The sequence below is a fragment of the Polynucleobacter sp. Adler-ghost genome (assembly GCF_018688495.1).
Lineage (GTDB): Bacteria > Pseudomonadota > Gammaproteobacteria > Burkholderiales > Burkholderiaceae > Polynucleobacter.
On the sequence record NZ_CP061320.1, the window covers coordinates 406,302 to 420,390 of the forward strand.

General features: G+C 44.7%; 15 protein-coding genes. 8 read left to right on the top strand and 7 right to left on the bottom strand.

The window, feature by feature from the left end; translation table 11 throughout:
- Nucleotides 1-12 precede the first annotated feature (12 nt).
- Together ICV89_RS02205 and ICV89_RS02210 are read left to right on the top strand one after the other, a co-directional pair.
- Nucleotides 13-357 carry a flagellar biosynthesis anti-sigma factor FlgM gene (locus ICV89_RS02205; RefSeq protein ID WP_215309291.1) on the top strand — a complete coding sequence of 115 codons (345 nt, stop codon included), beginning with the start codon at nucleotides 13-15 and terminating at the stop codon, nucleotides 355-357.
- A 124-nt stretch (nucleotides 358-481) separates the two neighbouring features.
- Nucleotides 482-874 (top strand): hypothetical protein, encoded by a 393-nt coding sequence (locus ICV89_RS02210; RefSeq protein ID WP_215309292.1) that lies wholly within the window; start codon nucleotides 482-484, stop codon nucleotides 872-874.
- A 20-nt stretch (nucleotides 875-894) separates the two neighbouring features.
- Here ICV89_RS02210 and ICV89_RS02215 read toward each other — a convergent pair whose 3' ends face one another.
- From ICV89_RS02215 to ICV89_RS02235, 5 genes are all read right to left on the bottom strand, one after another.
- Nucleotides 895-1,584: a FliA/WhiG family RNA polymerase sigma factor gene (locus tag ICV89_RS02215; RefSeq protein WP_215309295.1), complete on the bottom strand. Its 690-nt coding sequence runs from the start codon at nucleotides 1,582-1,584 to the stop codon at nucleotides 895-897.
- Between the two features lie 36 nt (nucleotides 1,585-1,620).
- Entirely contained in the window at nucleotides 1,621-2,433 is an 813-nt protein-coding gene (locus ICV89_RS02220; protein WP_215309297.1) for a hypothetical protein, read from the bottom strand.
- Nucleotides 2,430-4,124 carry a flagellar biosynthesis protein FlhF gene (gene flhF / locus ICV89_RS02225; RefSeq protein WP_215309299.1) on the bottom strand — a complete coding sequence of 565 codons (1,695 nt, stop codon included), beginning with the start codon at nucleotides 4,122-4,124 and terminating at the stop codon, nucleotides 2,430-2,432. The genes ICV89_RS02220 and flhF overlap by 4 nt, the downstream gene beginning before the upstream one ends.
- Before the next feature lie 33 nt (nucleotides 4,125-4,157).
- Nucleotides 4,158-6,248 (bottom strand): flagellar biosynthesis protein FlhA, encoded by a 2,091-nt coding sequence (flhA, locus tag ICV89_RS02230; RefSeq protein WP_215309300.1) that lies wholly within the window; start codon nucleotides 6,246-6,248, stop codon nucleotides 4,158-4,160.
- Between the two features lie 268 nt (nucleotides 6,249-6,516).
- Nucleotides 6,517-7,200, bottom strand: coding sequence for a tetratricopeptide repeat protein (locus ICV89_RS02235; RefSeq protein ID WP_215309303.1), 684 nt, complete (start codon nucleotides 7,198-7,200; stop codon nucleotides 6,517-6,519).
- Between the two features lie 330 nt (nucleotides 7,201-7,530).
- Between ICV89_RS02235 and ICV89_RS02240 the strand changes: the two genes are divergently transcribed.
- From ICV89_RS02240 to ICV89_RS02265, 6 genes are all read left to right on the top strand, one after another.
- Nucleotides 7,531-8,313 carry a flagellin gene (locus ICV89_RS02240; RefSeq protein WP_215309305.1) on the top strand — a complete coding sequence of 261 codons (783 nt, stop codon included), beginning with the start codon at nucleotides 7,531-7,533 and terminating at the stop codon, nucleotides 8,311-8,313.
- A 65-nt stretch (nucleotides 8,314-8,378) separates the two neighbouring features.
- Nucleotides 8,379-8,780 (top strand): flagellar protein FlaG, encoded by a 402-nt coding sequence (locus ICV89_RS02245; protein WP_215309307.1) that lies wholly within the window; start codon nucleotides 8,379-8,381, stop codon nucleotides 8,778-8,780.
- Between the two features lie 88 nt (nucleotides 8,781-8,868).
- Nucleotides 8,869-10,365, top strand: coding sequence for a flagellar filament capping protein FliD (gene fliD, locus ICV89_RS02250; RefSeq protein ID WP_215309308.1), 1,497 nt, complete (start codon nucleotides 8,869-8,871; stop codon nucleotides 10,363-10,365).
- Nucleotides 10,366-10,399: 34 nt separating this feature from the next.
- The gene (locus ICV89_RS02255; protein ID WP_215309310.1) at nucleotides 10,400-10,801 is read left to right on the top strand and encodes a flagellar protein FliS; all 402 of its coding nucleotides are present in this window, start codon (nucleotides 10,400-10,402) and stop codon (nucleotides 10,799-10,801) included.
- A gap of 90 nt (nucleotides 10,802-10,891) precedes the next feature.
- A complete protein-coding gene (locus ICV89_RS02260) occupies nucleotides 10,892-11,953 on the top strand; it encodes a hypothetical protein (RefSeq protein WP_215309312.1) in 1,062 nt (353 codons plus the stop codon).
- Entirely contained in the window at nucleotides 11,953-12,237 is a 285-nt protein-coding gene (locus tag ICV89_RS02265) for an EscU/YscU/HrcU family type III secretion system export apparatus switch protein (RefSeq protein WP_215305957.1), read from the top strand. Before ICV89_RS02260 ends, ICV89_RS02265 begins: the two co-directional genes overlap by 1 nt.
- An 18-nt stretch (nucleotides 12,238-12,255) precedes the next feature.
- Here the strand turns inward: ICV89_RS02265 and fliE are convergent, their stop codons facing one another.
- Entirely contained in the window at nucleotides 12,256-12,579 is a 324-nt protein-coding gene (fliE, locus tag ICV89_RS02270; RefSeq protein ID WP_215309314.1) for a flagellar hook-basal body complex protein FliE, read from the bottom strand.
- A gap of 20 nt (nucleotides 12,580-12,599) precedes the next feature.
- A complete protein-coding gene (locus ICV89_RS02275) occupies nucleotides 12,600-14,087 on the bottom strand; it encodes a sigma-54 dependent transcriptional regulator (protein WP_215309316.1) in 1,488 nt (495 codons plus the stop codon).
- Nucleotides 14,088-14,089 lie beyond the last annotated feature (2 nt).

A 14,089-nucleotide genomic window follows, 5' to 3' on the forward strand; every position in this document is an offset into this window, starting at 1 on the left:
AAGGAGAATGAGATGAAAATTAACGAGAATGCACCACTAATTCCGCCAAATACTGGAACAGCTAAACCTGTGCCAGGCTCGAACTCGACTGCTAATACAACGAATACAGCATTAAATCAAACCCCAGCATCAGCAGTGAGTCGCCCTGCAGTCAATTTAGATATTGGTTTGGCAGCTAAACTTGCGGAAGCGCACAGCAGTACAAGCGCTACTAATCAGGTTAGTGATGAGCTCTTAATTAAAAAACTACGCGATAAGGTTGCTACTGGTCAGTTTGAGATTGATTACAACAAGATCTCCCAGTCAATGTTGAAGGACGTTGTTGCAGCAATTGGGCAAAAACCAAGTCGTCCTTAAAGCGAAGACCTGCATTAATTAAATCGTTTTTGCTGTAATCTTCTTGCTCACGTTCCGAGCTCAATTAGCCTCCTTTTTTACTTAGAAAAAATCTACCCTGCAGATGGTAAAACCACATCCATCCATGTCTTTTGACGATTTATTAAAGTTCTTAAAGGGTATTGCAAATGCTATTGAGAGTCTGCGCACCGCTTTAGAAGCAAATGATATGGATCGACTTCCAGAAGCGCTAGACAGTACCAATCAGGCATTGGATGCCATTCAGAATTATCCAGGTGGCGCTGACAAACTCAAGCAAGATATCCACCAATTTGAGTCGGTACAAACTAAGCAATTATTAGTGCTACTTGATGAAGCTTCAGTTAATCATCAAATCAATGGGGATCTGATTCGCTTAGCAATGCAACGCAGCTCTGCTATGCAATCTTTTATTGCTCAGCAAGCACCAAGCGCTACTTACGGAAGTGATGGGGGAGTGCCAGGATCGGTAGGCGGGGTACTATCTCGCAAAGTCTAAGGCAAATAGCTTTTAATAAGCTAAGACTTTAGTTTTGCCCGAATACGGATCATACCTTGCGTATGAATCTGGCTGATGCGCCCAGGGGTAATATTCATGACTTGGGCAATTTCTCGATAAGAGAGATCTTCTTGATAATGCAATGCCATGACTAATTTTTCATTATCAGGTAAGCCCGACAAGATAAGGGCTATCCGTTCTGCAAATTGACTCATTGCTACAGAGCGCATTGGGTCAGATTCATCGGTATCTGAAGGCATCAGATCATCCGATAAATCATCCAGTGGCATTAAGTGCACCATATTTGTGATGATTGCGTGGTAAGCCTCAATAGTCAAATCAGCGCCATGAGCAATTTCTTTTTCAGACGGGTGGCGTCCCAAGGTTTGCTCCAGCCTGCGAGTCACTTTTTCGATTCCAACTAGTTCATCACGCTGATTGCGCGGCAAAATATCATTTTTTCGGCAGGAGTCATAAATAGCACCCCGTATGCGGGTTTTAGCATAAGCTTCAAATGCTAAATTGGGTTGAGGTTCATAGCGCTTGAGGGCATCTAATAAACCAGTTAGCCCTTCTTGGATCAGATCATCCACCTCAACATTAGGCGGTAAGCGAGAGCAAATTTGATGTGCGATCCGCTTTACCAAAGGTAAATGAGTGCGAATAGCTTCATCAATATCAAGAGATGCAAAATAACTAGAAGGCTTCAATGACAGATCGCTTAATCGGTTAAAGGTAAATTACTGTTAACTGCTAATTTTCGCAGAAATTGCTTTAAAAAAGCCCATCGGCAAAACAAATTCTTCTTGCGGGCCTTCGCTTGGTGGATTCCAACTCAAATCATCCTGATCCAATGTAACCCGTTTAGCAGTTACCGCAGCAATCCAGCCAATCAATTCAATTTCCTCATGCAAGGCAGATCTGGCTGCAAGTTGTAGTCGTTCGAAAGCAGCTGTGCCTGCAGCCTCATCTTCCCCGCCAACGATGATGACCGCTAATGGTTCATCGACCTGGAAAATAGCCATTTGGCGTAACATCACCAAGGCCTTGGAAAGAGATGCTTGATCCCCTGCGGTGACTAAAATTCGCTGAATATTGCTGCCATAGAACGACACAATTTGTGCTTGCGGGTCAATCGTGGGAAAGATGACATAGTCAATGCCCATCTGTTCTTGGACAAGTCGCACATCAAGCTGGGGATATTTTGCAAAGCGATGCTCAACTTCAGATCTCAGCTTGGTACTGGTGGCATACCAAAGGTATTCATCAATCTGACGAATACTGCGCGATAAAGGAACTGCGTTATTAAAGACTTGGCCCAAATCATAACGTGTGGGATATAAAAATCCAGACATGGTTTTACGTTGCGCGAGTGGAATTTCATCGACCAGTAAAACATGGTTATTGTGTTGCTTCAGACTCTGGGCAGTACCATGGCCTAAGTGGATTGTGCTATCTGCATCTAAGGTGCTTGCAATGCAAATAATGCGACACAGCTCTGCGCCAAAGATATTGCGTAGCCCTTCAGCCTGATCATTACCGCTCACAACTGTACTCATGAATTCACTTTGCGAATCCAGTCGCCTAGGTGATCAGACAAAATGGCGGGAACTTGTTCGTCGGTGATAGAAAACGTTTCAGAAAAAGCACGCATTGCCATCGCACGATGACTTAGATAGTTGATATCGGGCAGACTTAAATCTTCTGGCACTCGCTGACCATTTGAAACAAACAAAATTGACAAATCGTGACGAATGACACTATCAATGACTGGCGCTAAGTGGGCTGCCTCATCAATTTTAGTAATGATGACAGAGTCTAATTTATTGTTGTGACTATTTTGCATTGCTTGGTTATGCAAATTAATCACCTCTTCTTGGGTGCGTAAATCCGTAGTAGAGCTCATTACCAAAATCCGTTTTGCACGATCTGATCCATTTTGGAGAAGTTGGCATTGCTCAACCATGAGAGTGTCCCGCTGACTCACGCCAGCGGTATCTAACAAAATAATTTTGCGATTTGAGAACTCTTTAATTTTGCTTGCTAAATCTTCACTATCGCGCAGTGCCGTGACAGACAGGCCTAAAATTTTTGCATAAGTCTTGAGTTGCTCTTGGGCTCCAATTCGGTAGGTATCAGTAGTAAGCAGCGCCACTTGATTGCGGCCATAGCGCAGAACACAGCGCGCTGCAATCTTGGCAACCGTAGTGGTTTTACCCACTCCAGTCGGACCAATAAAGGCAAAGACACCGCCACGATCAAAGATATCAAACGCCCGAGAGGTTTTGATTAAGCATTTGACTTGCTCACGCGCATTTTTAATGAGCTGTTGGGTATTGAAATCATCTGGTAAATTGCGCGCAATTTGAGCGCACAATTTCGGAGAAAAGCCACTATTAAGTAGGTGCTTCACAATCTCCGTTACATGGGAGCTTTCTTGTTGTATGTTGCCCCATAAGTTGCCGGCCACATGTGATTGCAGTAGATACTTCACTTCACTAATTTCCGCCAGTAATTGCTCTACTTTTGGAGCGCTTGCCGCCGCAGGTAAAGATAGGGCGCTGACTGCGGATGTGGCATCAGTGCTGATGCTTGTCAAAGTTGAGGATGTAGCAGGAGCGCTGGAAACGGGGATTTCATTGGCAATCGGAGTCGGATTGAGCGCTGCTTTAGCGTCTGCTTTTGCTTCTGCAAAGGCAGCTGCATCTTGCTTCTTTTTGGCACTGACGGCGGCGCTAGCGCTAGCACTAAAGAAGGCATCGTTATTCGATGGATTAATGACACTTGCATCCCCGCGACGGATACGTTCAGCGCCATTAAAAGAAGTGGGTGTAAAAGTTTCTGAGCCTGGAGCCCTAACGGAGCGCTCTGTGCGATCAGCACGTTCAACTCTAGCAGGATTGCGGCGCAAAGAACCTAAGGGCAAGTCAGCACCAAACGGATTACGAGCGCTTGGTGGTGCAATAGCACGATCAAAGCTGGAGCCAAAGTTGCTGCTACCGGAGTTACTGCGTCCTATCGGTCTGTTTGACGAGTAACTAGAGGGATAGCTCCCTGCTTTTTTTGCGCTCATGCTGCTAGCTACTGAGGGGTCTGAGAGTGAAGCAAGGTCTTGAGAGCTAATGGCAACAATTTCTACGCCATGGTCGATATCCGTAGTGGAGATCACCATGGCGTCGGGGCCCATACGGGTGCGTATCAGCTTTAAGGCTTCTGCTGAACTGGGGGCGGTAAATTTTTGGGGGCCCATGGCGTTGCTCCAAATAGGGTGGCTGGGGTTATTTTAAGGGGTTTTGCCCGTTTGGGAGCAAAGAACTTTATAGAATTCAAGGTTAGATGTCGGTGGTAACTCACTTAGGGCTAAAACAATCGCTTGGGGGCAGACTCTTCTGGCAATCCGAGATAGCGTCATGCGGGTGCGGGTGCCACTGACAATCACTGGTGGCAGATTTTGACTCTCTAATTCTTGAACCCCGCTAATGACTTCTTCACCAAACATCCGGGCCAAAGATGGCTCAATTAGACCATCGGGTGCAATAGCCCCTTGACCAATCGATTGCTCAATTAAGCGTTCAAACTCTGGCTGAATGCCGAGCACTTGGTAGGAGTTACCTTCACCGAGCGAATCCTGAACAATGGTACGTCTTAGCGCATAGCGAATGTGGGGCAATACCTCTAGTGGATCGCCAAGCTTAGCGGCAAACTCACTAGCGACCTCTAAGATGGTGCGCATATCCTTAATTGGAATGCTTTCATCAAGCAACAACTGTAAGAGGCGTTGCAACTGTGCAAGACTCACAATTTTAGGAATCACATCTTCCACTAACTTGGGATAACTCATCTTAAAGTGGTCTACCAAATCTTGCGTTTCTTGGCGACCCAACAACTCACCGGCATATTGATGAATTAAATGATCTAAATGGGTAGTGATCACGACTGCTGGCTCAACTACGGTGTAGCCTTTAGCAATCGCTTCGTCTCGCAGACTGCGCTCAATCCATACTGCCGGCATACCGAAAGTAGGATCTTTTACTTCTAGTCCTGGCAAGGTTTCATTACCGCTTTGCTGGATAGCAAGCAAGCGATCAGGTAGACATTGACCACGACCCACCTCAGCACCATAGAGCAAGATGCGGTAGGTTTCTGCATTGAGTTGCAAGTTATCGCGAATATGTACTGACGGAATTAAAAAACCAACCTGAGTGACAAACTTGCGCCGGATCGCCCGGATTCGCTTGATCAAATCGCTTTCATCCCCTTTATCGACCAGTGGAATGAGTCGATAGGCAAGCTCCAAAGACAGGGGCTCGACAATCGGAACATCTTTCCATTCAAGCTCTTGGTTTACCTCGGGAGGCTGTGAGGCCGCAAGTTCGGCTGCTTTGGTATTACGATCGATCTTTTGATAAGCTAAATAGGCAAGGCCACCAAAAAGGCAGGCAAAGCCCAAGAAAATAAGGTGGGGCATGCCAGGTAGTACGCCCAAAATCCCCAGTACCGCTGCCACTACACCTAGGGCGCTACTGTTCGCTTCAAATTGCTTAGAGACCTGCCCAGAAAAGTCATCTTCGGTAGCAACGCGGGTCACCAAAATACCGGCCGCAGTAGAAATAATGAGCGCTGGTATTTGGGCTACTAAGCCATCACCAATGGTAAGAGAGGCAAAAGTGGCTAAAGCTTTGCCAAAATCCATATTGTGTTGCAAGACCCCAATGAGCAAACCACCAATGAGGTTGATGACCAAGATCATGATGCCGGCCATGGCATCACCGCGAACAAACTTCGAGGCACCATCCATGGAGCCAAAAAAGTCTGCTTCCTGAGCCACATCGGCGCGCCGCGATTTTGCCTCTTCTTGTTGAATCAGACCTGCATTGAGGTCCGCGTCAATCGCCATTTGTTTACCAGGCATTGAATCTAAGGCGAAACGGGCGGAAACTTCGGCAACTCGGCCTGAACCCTTGGTGATCACCACAAAGTTAATAATGGTGATCACAATAAAGATCACGATACCGACTGCAAAATTACCGCCAATTAAGAACACGCCAAAGGCTTCGATCACTTTTCCCGCTGCATCTGTTCCTTTATAACCTTCCATCAGCACGATTCTGGTAGAAGCCACGTTTAATGACAGGCGCAGCAAGGTGGTGAGGAGCAATACCGTTGGGAAAGCAACAAAGTCTTTAAAAGTCTTAATATTGATCGCCGTAAATAGAACGATGATCGATAGCGCAATATTGAAAGTAAATAGAACATCGAGCAAGATAGCTGGCAGCGGCACCAGCATCATCACTAAGACGAGCAAGACTAAGATCGGGATAGCGCCTTGCGCTGAAGGCCTAACTTTGCTGAGGTCAACACCTAAGATCTTCATATCTTAATTAGGTAGAGGTAAACAGGAGATAAACAAGCCTTCAAAAATTGCCTTAAGGGTAATAAAACACTACAAAACTTATAAAAGCACTATATATGGTAGAAAAGGAAATAATTGCCACTAAATATACCTTATTCACGATAAAAATAGGGGTAAAAAAAGCCCCAAAAGTGTGAAAAAGGGCAAAAATTACCGCATGAGCAAAAGTCACGCGGAAGGCTGGGGAAAATCGGGCTTCTAAAGCTCTAAGCGGCCAAAATAAGCACAATTAGAGTGCGCGATAGAGTTGGCGCATATTTTGAATTTTCCAAAATTGCTGCTGTGCAGCTTCAAAGGCCTTGGTGAAGTCTTTTTTGATCGCTTTTTCAAAAATAATCAGGCAACGGTGGGCGTGCTCGTGTTTTTGCAGGGTAGCTAGGGTCAAAAAATAGAAGGCTTGGTCATAATCTTGGGGTATCGAGGTGCCGTGTTCATATAAAACCCCTAAGTTATAGGCTGCAACTCTACTACCCCCATTAGCCCCTATTGTGAGCAATTCCACGCCTTTGGGAACATCTTTAGGGACACCTTGGTCAGTACCGGTGCCTAGAACGTAGATATTGCCCAAGTTGCAGTAGGCATCCAAAATCTCATCCTTGATCGCTTTTTCATAGTATTTGACGGCAGTTTTCACATTGCGGGATATTTCTCCCATGCCGTTCTCGTACATCAAACCCACGTTGTAGTTGGCGTAACCGTTGCTATCTCGGCTATTGGAATTGAGCCATTCAAACAACTTATTGATTTGTTCGGGGCTTAATTGACCATCAAAGCACATTTTGGTCAGGGCAAAAGCAGCCTCTTCGTCCGCCTCGTTCTGCGCAACCTCAAAAAAGATCTCAAAAGCAGCATCATGCCTGCCTCGTTCAATATTAGAAATGGCTGCTTGGAGGCGGGGATTATCAAATTGCATGGGAAAGCACTTTCAAAAACAGTAGGAAATTAGCTCTAGAGCGAATGTAGTTGGGTATCATTTTAGGGTTTAAATTGACAATTCACAGAAACTTTTTCCTACCCATTTATATTGTTTTTGCTTCAACCCAAGGCAAATGGGGGTGATATTAGGGTGATAGGCCCCTTTTTAATTTATTAATTTTTACTAATAAATTCAATGACTTATATTTTTTAATCCGGCAAAAGGAATTCAAAGTAAAGTTTATCTAAACGCTTAGGTAGGCATCTCCGTAATAGGTTAGGCAAGGGGCGCTAATGTTAATAGCCCTGAAAATTTTAGGAGAAAACGATGTCTACCGTTATCAATACCAACATGGCTTCTGTGTATGCCCAAAACAATTTGAGCGCTGCTCAATCTAAATTGGCTACATCAGTACAACGACTCTCATCTGGTGTGCGTATCAATAGTGCAAAAGACGACTCTGCTGGATTAGCAATTAGTATGGGTATGTCTTCACAAATTGCTGGTATTGAACAGGCAAACCACAATTTAAGCGACATTATCGGTATGGCGCAGGTAGCTGAAACCGCCTTATCCACGATTCAAGATATGCTTTTGCGTATGAAAACTTTGGGTACTGAGTTTGGTAATAACGCCCTAAGTACAGATCAAAAAACAGCGATTACTACTGAAGCGCAATCCATTAAAGATCAAGTAGATCTGACGATTCGTGAAGCGGTTTATAACGGCGTTAACCTACTTGATACCAGCGGTTCTACTACCTATGATATTCAGTCTGGCGTTGATGTCGGCACTACGATCTCATTTACCGTAGCTAACGCTACAGTTGACACTACTGCTACAGACTTTTCAGTAGTCGATGCCGATCTACTGCGCATCTCTAACGAGCGTGCAAAGATGGGTGCTCTAGTAGGTCGTGCTACTTATTCTTCACAAAACCTCATGGCGCAAAGTGCCAATATTCAAAACGCGCGTTCAGCGATTGTGGATACTGACTTTGCTTCTGAAACAGCACAATTGACCAAGGGTCAGATCATGCAACAGGCTGCTACAGCGATGTTAGCCCAAGCAAATCAAATGCCTAACGTCATCTTGTCATTATTGAAATAAGCGGTTATCTTTAGTAGAAGTCGGCCCATCGGCCGATTTCTGACTTTAGATTAAGGGAGTAGGAAATGGGAGAAATTACTAGTAAATCTGCTGCATCAGTCATTCCATCTGGCTCTGCGCAACTTAATCAACCTCCAGGAATGGGTACGGTAGTGAGTGCTCGCACTAACACAGATGCTCAAGTCGTTTCCGCTGCCGCTAGCGTAGAATTCAAACCTTCCAATATTCAACAAATCACTCAGCAATCCCGTCAAGCAGTTGAAGCCGCTGCCCAGCAAATGCAAAGTTTTGTTAGCTCCATGGGGCGCAATTTAGACTTTTCGATTGACGGCTCGACTGGCTATCATGTAGTTCGCGTAACCAACCCGAGCACCGGCGAAGTGATCAGACAGATGCCCTCTGAAGAAGTTTTGAGATTGGCACACAGTTTTGATCAGATTTCAGCTCTGATTCATCAAAAGGCCTAAATCTAGCCAAAGATTCTAAGTTGGCATGAAAATTGCTTTCTTAATAATGCAGTTCGTCTTAAGAAACGCATTTTTTAAATAGGCATTTATGGCGATTTCCTCCACATCCTCAAGCACTAGCTCTGGTACTGCCAGTATCGATGTGGCTAGTATTGTCTCGCAGTTAATGGAGACTGAAAATAAGCCAATGACAGCGCTTAAGGAGAAGATCGCTGGCAAGACTACGCTCATTAGCGACTTAGGCATACTAAAGAGTAAGGTAGCTAGTTTTCAAACGGCATTAGAAAGCTTGCAGGACCCCGCTGCCATGTCAGCGGCGGTTGCCTCTAGTTCAGATGAAACCATTGTCAAGATTACGAATTCAACTGGCGCAATTCAAGGGCGGCACGACATACTGGTGAGTCAAGTTGCTCAGCCTGCTCAGATCACTTTTGATCAGTTTGGCTCCAGTTCGGCCAATGCGGGATTGGCTGCGGGCGATACATTTTCGATCACCATTGGTTCAAGGTCATATACCTACACGCCACCAACAGGCGTAACATTGGCGACCACCACGATTGATAATCTGAAAAATTGGGTCAACGCCCTTGGTGATAATCTAAGTGCCAGCATTGTGCCAACATCAGGAAGCAATTACGCCCTAAAAATCCAGGGTACCCAGCCGGGCTCCGATAATGCGATTTCTTATTCCCATACATCCTCGGGGGCGGCAGTCAATGGCTTAGGGTCCCCAGCGGTTGCCCCTACCATTGTGGCTGCACAAAATGCCGCCTTTACGCTAGATGGCGTTACATATACTAGAAGTACGAATACCGTCACCGATGCTCTATCAGGTGTCACCATTAATTTGGTGAAAGCTGATACAGCACATCAAAGTATTAGTGTTGATAAGGGGGAAGATCAGGCCCCTCAAGTGATGCAAGGCCTTGTGGATGCATTTAATGACTTGGTCACCACCGCCAAAAAATTAAGCGTAAGAGCAAGCTCTGCTAATGGCGTCAAGACTAATGGCTCTTTAGCTGGTTCACCAACAGCCTTAAATTTTTTAAATCAAATTAAGTCGATGTTAAATGGCGATATTCATTACACCTTGTCTGGTAATTCAGGCACGATTAGTATGGGTGAGCTTGGTTTTGAAATGCAATACGATGGCACGGCAAAATTTAATGCGAAAACCTTTAAAGAGGTTAGTAATGCGTCGGCAATTTTAGCCTCAGGAATTAATGTTGGTTATCAAACCTATGTAGTTAGAGATCCTGAGACTGGGGTGGAAATTAGCAAAAACACTACTAACGTTACTTTAAATTCTTATCTCACTTCTTTACTAAAGGTTACTACATCAACTACTGATGCGGGAACCCAGACATTAGCCGGCGCTTTTGATCAGATGATTAAGAACGAGCAAAGTAATATAGACAGTATGAATAAAAAAGAACGTGCCTTGCAGCTTCAATTAGATCAGAAGCAGAGAAGTTACATTAGCCAGTACTCCGCTTTGAACGAATTATTGTTTAAGTTAAGCAATACTAGTAACTCACTAACGAATGCATTAAGCGGTTTAACAAACGGTCAAAATAACAATTGATGACTTTTAATAACTTAGTTTGGATACCTGAATAATGTCAAGAAAAGCAGCCTATAGATACGCAGAAAACGAGACGATGACTGCAGTCTTGGGTGGCGACGCTCGTGAACTCATTGTGTTAATTCATCAACGGATTTTTGATCATTTAAAACTCGCTAAGCAAGACCTTGAAAAAGGCAAGTTAGGGATTGAGTACTTTATTAAAGCGAGTGATTTAATTCAGCAGGGCTTGCTGGGTTGCTTAGATTACGAAAAAGGTAAAGATGTGGCCCATAATCTGAGTGCTATATATGTATGGTCTATGCAAGAGCTATTAAACGCTAGAGTGGGTCGTTCACCAGAGAAGGTGCAAGACGTCATTAATACGCTGACCCCACTATATGAGGCTTGGATTGAACTATCTCCAAATAGTGTCAGCCTCAGTCAAGCGGGTTAGAATCGAGTTAGACATTCATCAATAGAAATGCAAACCTAGGAAGCTCTTAGGCGTTGATCGCTAAATAGTGTATTTAGCAAGGGAGGTAGTGTGCCAATACCAATTCCTTCAAGCCTTTCCATCAGCCCAATGGTGGATGTTCGTAAAAACGACCTAGTTACCCCACCCACTGCCCCATCAGTCATTGAAAGTCTGAGCGCGATAGACCCGCGGATTGCGCTGAATATGCCAATGCCTGTTGGGGATTCTGCAGCAGGAAATGCTGTCAGAACTGCTTTGCAAAATGGGAACCTGGCAGAATTAAAAACCTTACTTGAGTCAGGTGAGCCCAGTGTTCAGCAAGCGGTTTTATTGGAAATATCGAATCTTGCTTCAGGAAAGTCTAGTTTGCCAACTCAACTCTCACAGGCAAACTTAAGCAATCTCATTTCCGAGAATTTAAGCAAGATCGATAGTTTAGGAAGTGCTGCTGTAGGCCAATTGCTCTCTGATATTTTAGTTGCTGATGTGCCAGAAGCAGTGCCAAGTTCACGTCAACAAGCAAGCTTAAATCCGTCTAATAATGTGGTGGTCAGTTGGCCAGCGATAGATGTGAGCCATTTAAGTACCCAAGACCCTAAGGCAGTGATGGGGGCCCTCTACCAAAGCTTGCAAGCCTCTGGCATTTTTGCTGCTGATCAGTTAAAGAGGGTGCTGTTTCCTGCTGGCAACTCTGATGACATCAGCAATGCTTTTGCGCCAAGTGGTGATCATCAACAGGCTAGCGAGCTCATGGCTCAATTATCAAACAATGCGCCGATGGTTCAAGATTCAGTGCGCTTGCTCTTGCGTGGCGATTTATTATGGCAAGGTCAATTGACGCCAAATGTGCAGGGCCGTTTATACCGTGAGGATGCTTGGCGATCGGACCCTAGTCAGCCGAATCAATTAGAAAAAGGCTCTCGTATTACCTTAGAAGTGGGCCTGCCAAATCTTGGCCCTTTAAAAATTATTGGCACTCAGTTTGGAGAAAGCCTGCAGTTGCTCATTCAGGCAGATTCAGCGGCGCAAGCAAGTCTGTCAAAGGCCTTTCCGAATTTAGAGGAACAATTACATGCGCATATTGATCCCGAAACTCGGATTAGTCTGGGTCAAACTGAGGCATCAATCTGATGGAAGAAAAGAAGACGCTGAAAGCAGTTGCGCTCAAGTATGAGATGAACAGTGCTGCACCACGAATTACAGGACAAGGCGAAGGCTTCATTGCTGAAGCTATTTTGGCCAAAGCTAAGGAAATGGGAATTCCAACCAAAATAGAGCCTGAATTAGTGGAGTTCTTAATGCAGCTCAAATTAAATGAACTGGTGCCCCCCAAACTTTACGCTGCAGTAGCGGAAGTACTTGCCTGGGCTTATGAGTTAGATGGTAAAACGCTCGAGAGACCTGTAAAGGATTAAAAGCTCTGTAGCTAAATCTTAGACTTGCAGATTGGTGACTTCTTTGTAAGCGTCAACTAGTTTATTTCGAACTGCAATCATGCCTTGCAACGAAAGGTTGGCTTTTTGCAAAGAGACGATGACATCTTCCAAAGAAGTATCGGAGGCACCGGTAGAAAATGATTGGGCTTTTGCTTGGGCGCTATTTTGAGCTGTATTGACGTTCTCAATGGCATTTTTCAAAATGGCAGAAAAATCAACTCCATTGGCGCCTTGAGCATCGGTAGCGACAGGTTTACCACTAGCTGCAGCAGCAAGTGCTTGCATCCGGGTAATCATGGCATCTACGTTTGGAGTACTCATATTCATATTATCCAACAAAATCAATTATTAATAAAGCCAGCTTCTTTGTAAGATTTCAGTTTATAGCGCAGTGCTCTTGCTGAAATCCCCAGTATTTCTACTGCCTTGGTTCTATTACCATCCACTTTGGCCAAAACTTTCAGAATGTGTTCACGCTCTACTGAATCAATGTCTTGTCCAACTTCATCATTACTAGATGCAATATTTGTGCCACCTTCTGGGGCATCTACATCCGTATTTAAAGCCTCATGAACCACCGGTGGCATTTCTTTAGCGGCACTTTTTGCCATTTCTGAAGAATGAATGCTCGCATCTTCTAGCTCCAAGTCTTCTGCCAAGATTTGGTCACCATCTGCTAGTAATACGGCTCTTTGGACAATATTCTCTAGTTCCCGGACATTTCCTGGCCAAGAATAGGTTTGCAGCAGTTTTTTTGCCCCCGCGCTAAAGCTGAGTTGATCTCGACCAATATTGAGGCGGTAGCGGGATAAAAAGAAATCAGCCAGCGGCAAGATATCGAGTGGGCGCTTATAAAGCTCGGCTACATGAATGGGGAATACGGCTAATCGAAAGTAAAGATCTTCCCGAAACTTACCACTTTTAACTTGCTCTTGGAGGTTTCGATTGGTAGCCGCAATCACTCTGACATCGGCTTGAATCAATTCAGTAGAGCCAATCCTTTCTACCATTTTGTCTTGTAGTACCCGCAAAAGCTTTGCTTGTAAAGAGGCCGGCATTTCACCAATCTCGTCTAAAAACAGCGTGCCTTTATGGGCTTGCTCAAATTTACCAGTTTGTGCTTTAGTGGCACCAGTAAAGGAACCTTTTTCATGTCCGAACAGAATGGATTCAAGCAAGGTATCTGGAATTGCTGCGCAGTTAATCGCTACATATGGACCTTTTACTCTTTTTGAATGCAGGTGGATATGACGCGCGACTAACTCTTTGCCAACTCCAGACTGTCCAGTAACCAAGACGCTCGTATCTGTTGCTGCCACTCTCTCGCAACGAGCAAACGTAGCAATGGTTTCAGGATCGGCGGCAATTAATTGATGCTCGGGCGCGAGTATTTCAGAGCCAACTAATGGCGCATCCTTAGCGGGAGTTACCAAGGTATTTGCTTTAATCGATTCTGGTTGATAGCGCGCAATGATGTCAATGAGTTGTTGAGGCACAAAGGGCTTAATTAAAAAATCTCTTGCTCCAGCACGCAAAGCTTCTACAGCCAACTTGGCATCCGCAAAGGCAGTCATGATCACTACTGGAAGATCAGGACATTCTTTTTGCGCGATCTTGAGTAAATCTAATCCTGTCATTCCGGGTAATTTGTAATCCGTTACTAAAACTGTTTTCAGATCTGGGCGCAATAAGGGAATGACTGTTTCTGCTCTTTGGTGAGTCACAAAGTCGATCATATTCATCCGCAAAGTAACGGCAATCGCTTCTCTGAGGTCATCATCATCTTCGATCAAAATCACGGGAAATGGTTGTGGGTCACTGGCACGCATAA

Excerpts from the sequence above, each read along its gene's own strand:
- ICV89_RS02205 (WP_215309291.1), top strand. The coding sequence starts at position 13 with ATGAAAATTAACGAGAATGCACCACTAATTCCGCCAAATACTGGAACA.
- ICV89_RS02210 (WP_215309292.1), top strand. The coding sequence starts at position 482 with ATGTCTTTTGACGATTTATTAAAGTTCTTAAAGGGTATTGCAAATGCT.
- ICV89_RS02220 (WP_215309297.1), bottom strand. The coding sequence starts at position 2,433 with ATGAGTACAGTTGTGAGCGGTAATGATCAGGCTGAAGGGCTACGCAAT.
- flhF (WP_215309299.1), bottom strand. The coding sequence starts at position 4,124 with ATGGGCCCCCAAAAATTTACCGCCCCCAGTTCAGCAGAAGCCTTAAAG.
- flhA (WP_215309300.1), bottom strand. The coding sequence starts at position 6,248 with ATGAAGATCTTAGGTGTTGACCTCAGCAAAGTTAGGCCTTCAGCGCAA.
- ICV89_RS02235 (WP_215309303.1), bottom strand. The coding sequence starts at position 7,200 with ATGCAATTTGATAATCCCCGCCTCCAAGCAGCCATTTCTAATATTGAA.
- ICV89_RS02240 (WP_215309305.1), top strand. The coding sequence starts at position 7,531 with ATGTCTACCGTTATCAATACCAACATGGCTTCTGTGTATGCCCAAAAC.
- ICV89_RS02245 (WP_215309307.1), top strand. The coding sequence starts at position 8,379 with ATGGGAGAAATTACTAGTAAATCTGCTGCATCAGTCATTCCATCTGGC.
- fliD (WP_215309308.1), top strand. The coding sequence starts at position 8,869 with ATGGCGATTTCCTCCACATCCTCAAGCACTAGCTCTGGTACTGCCAGT.
- ICV89_RS02255 (WP_215309310.1), top strand. The coding sequence starts at position 10,400 with ATGTCAAGAAAAGCAGCCTATAGATACGCAGAAAACGAGACGATGACT.
- ICV89_RS02265 (WP_215305957.1), top strand. The coding sequence starts at position 11,953 with ATGGAAGAAAAGAAGACGCTGAAAGCAGTTGCGCTCAAGTATGAGATG.
- fliE (WP_215309314.1), bottom strand. The coding sequence starts at position 12,579 with ATGAGTACTCCAAACGTAGATGCCATGATTACCCGGATGCAAGCACTT.
- ICV89_RS02275 (WP_215309316.1), bottom strand. The coding sequence starts at position 14,087 with ATGCGTGCCAGTGACCCACAACCATTTCCCGTGATTTTGATCGAAGAT.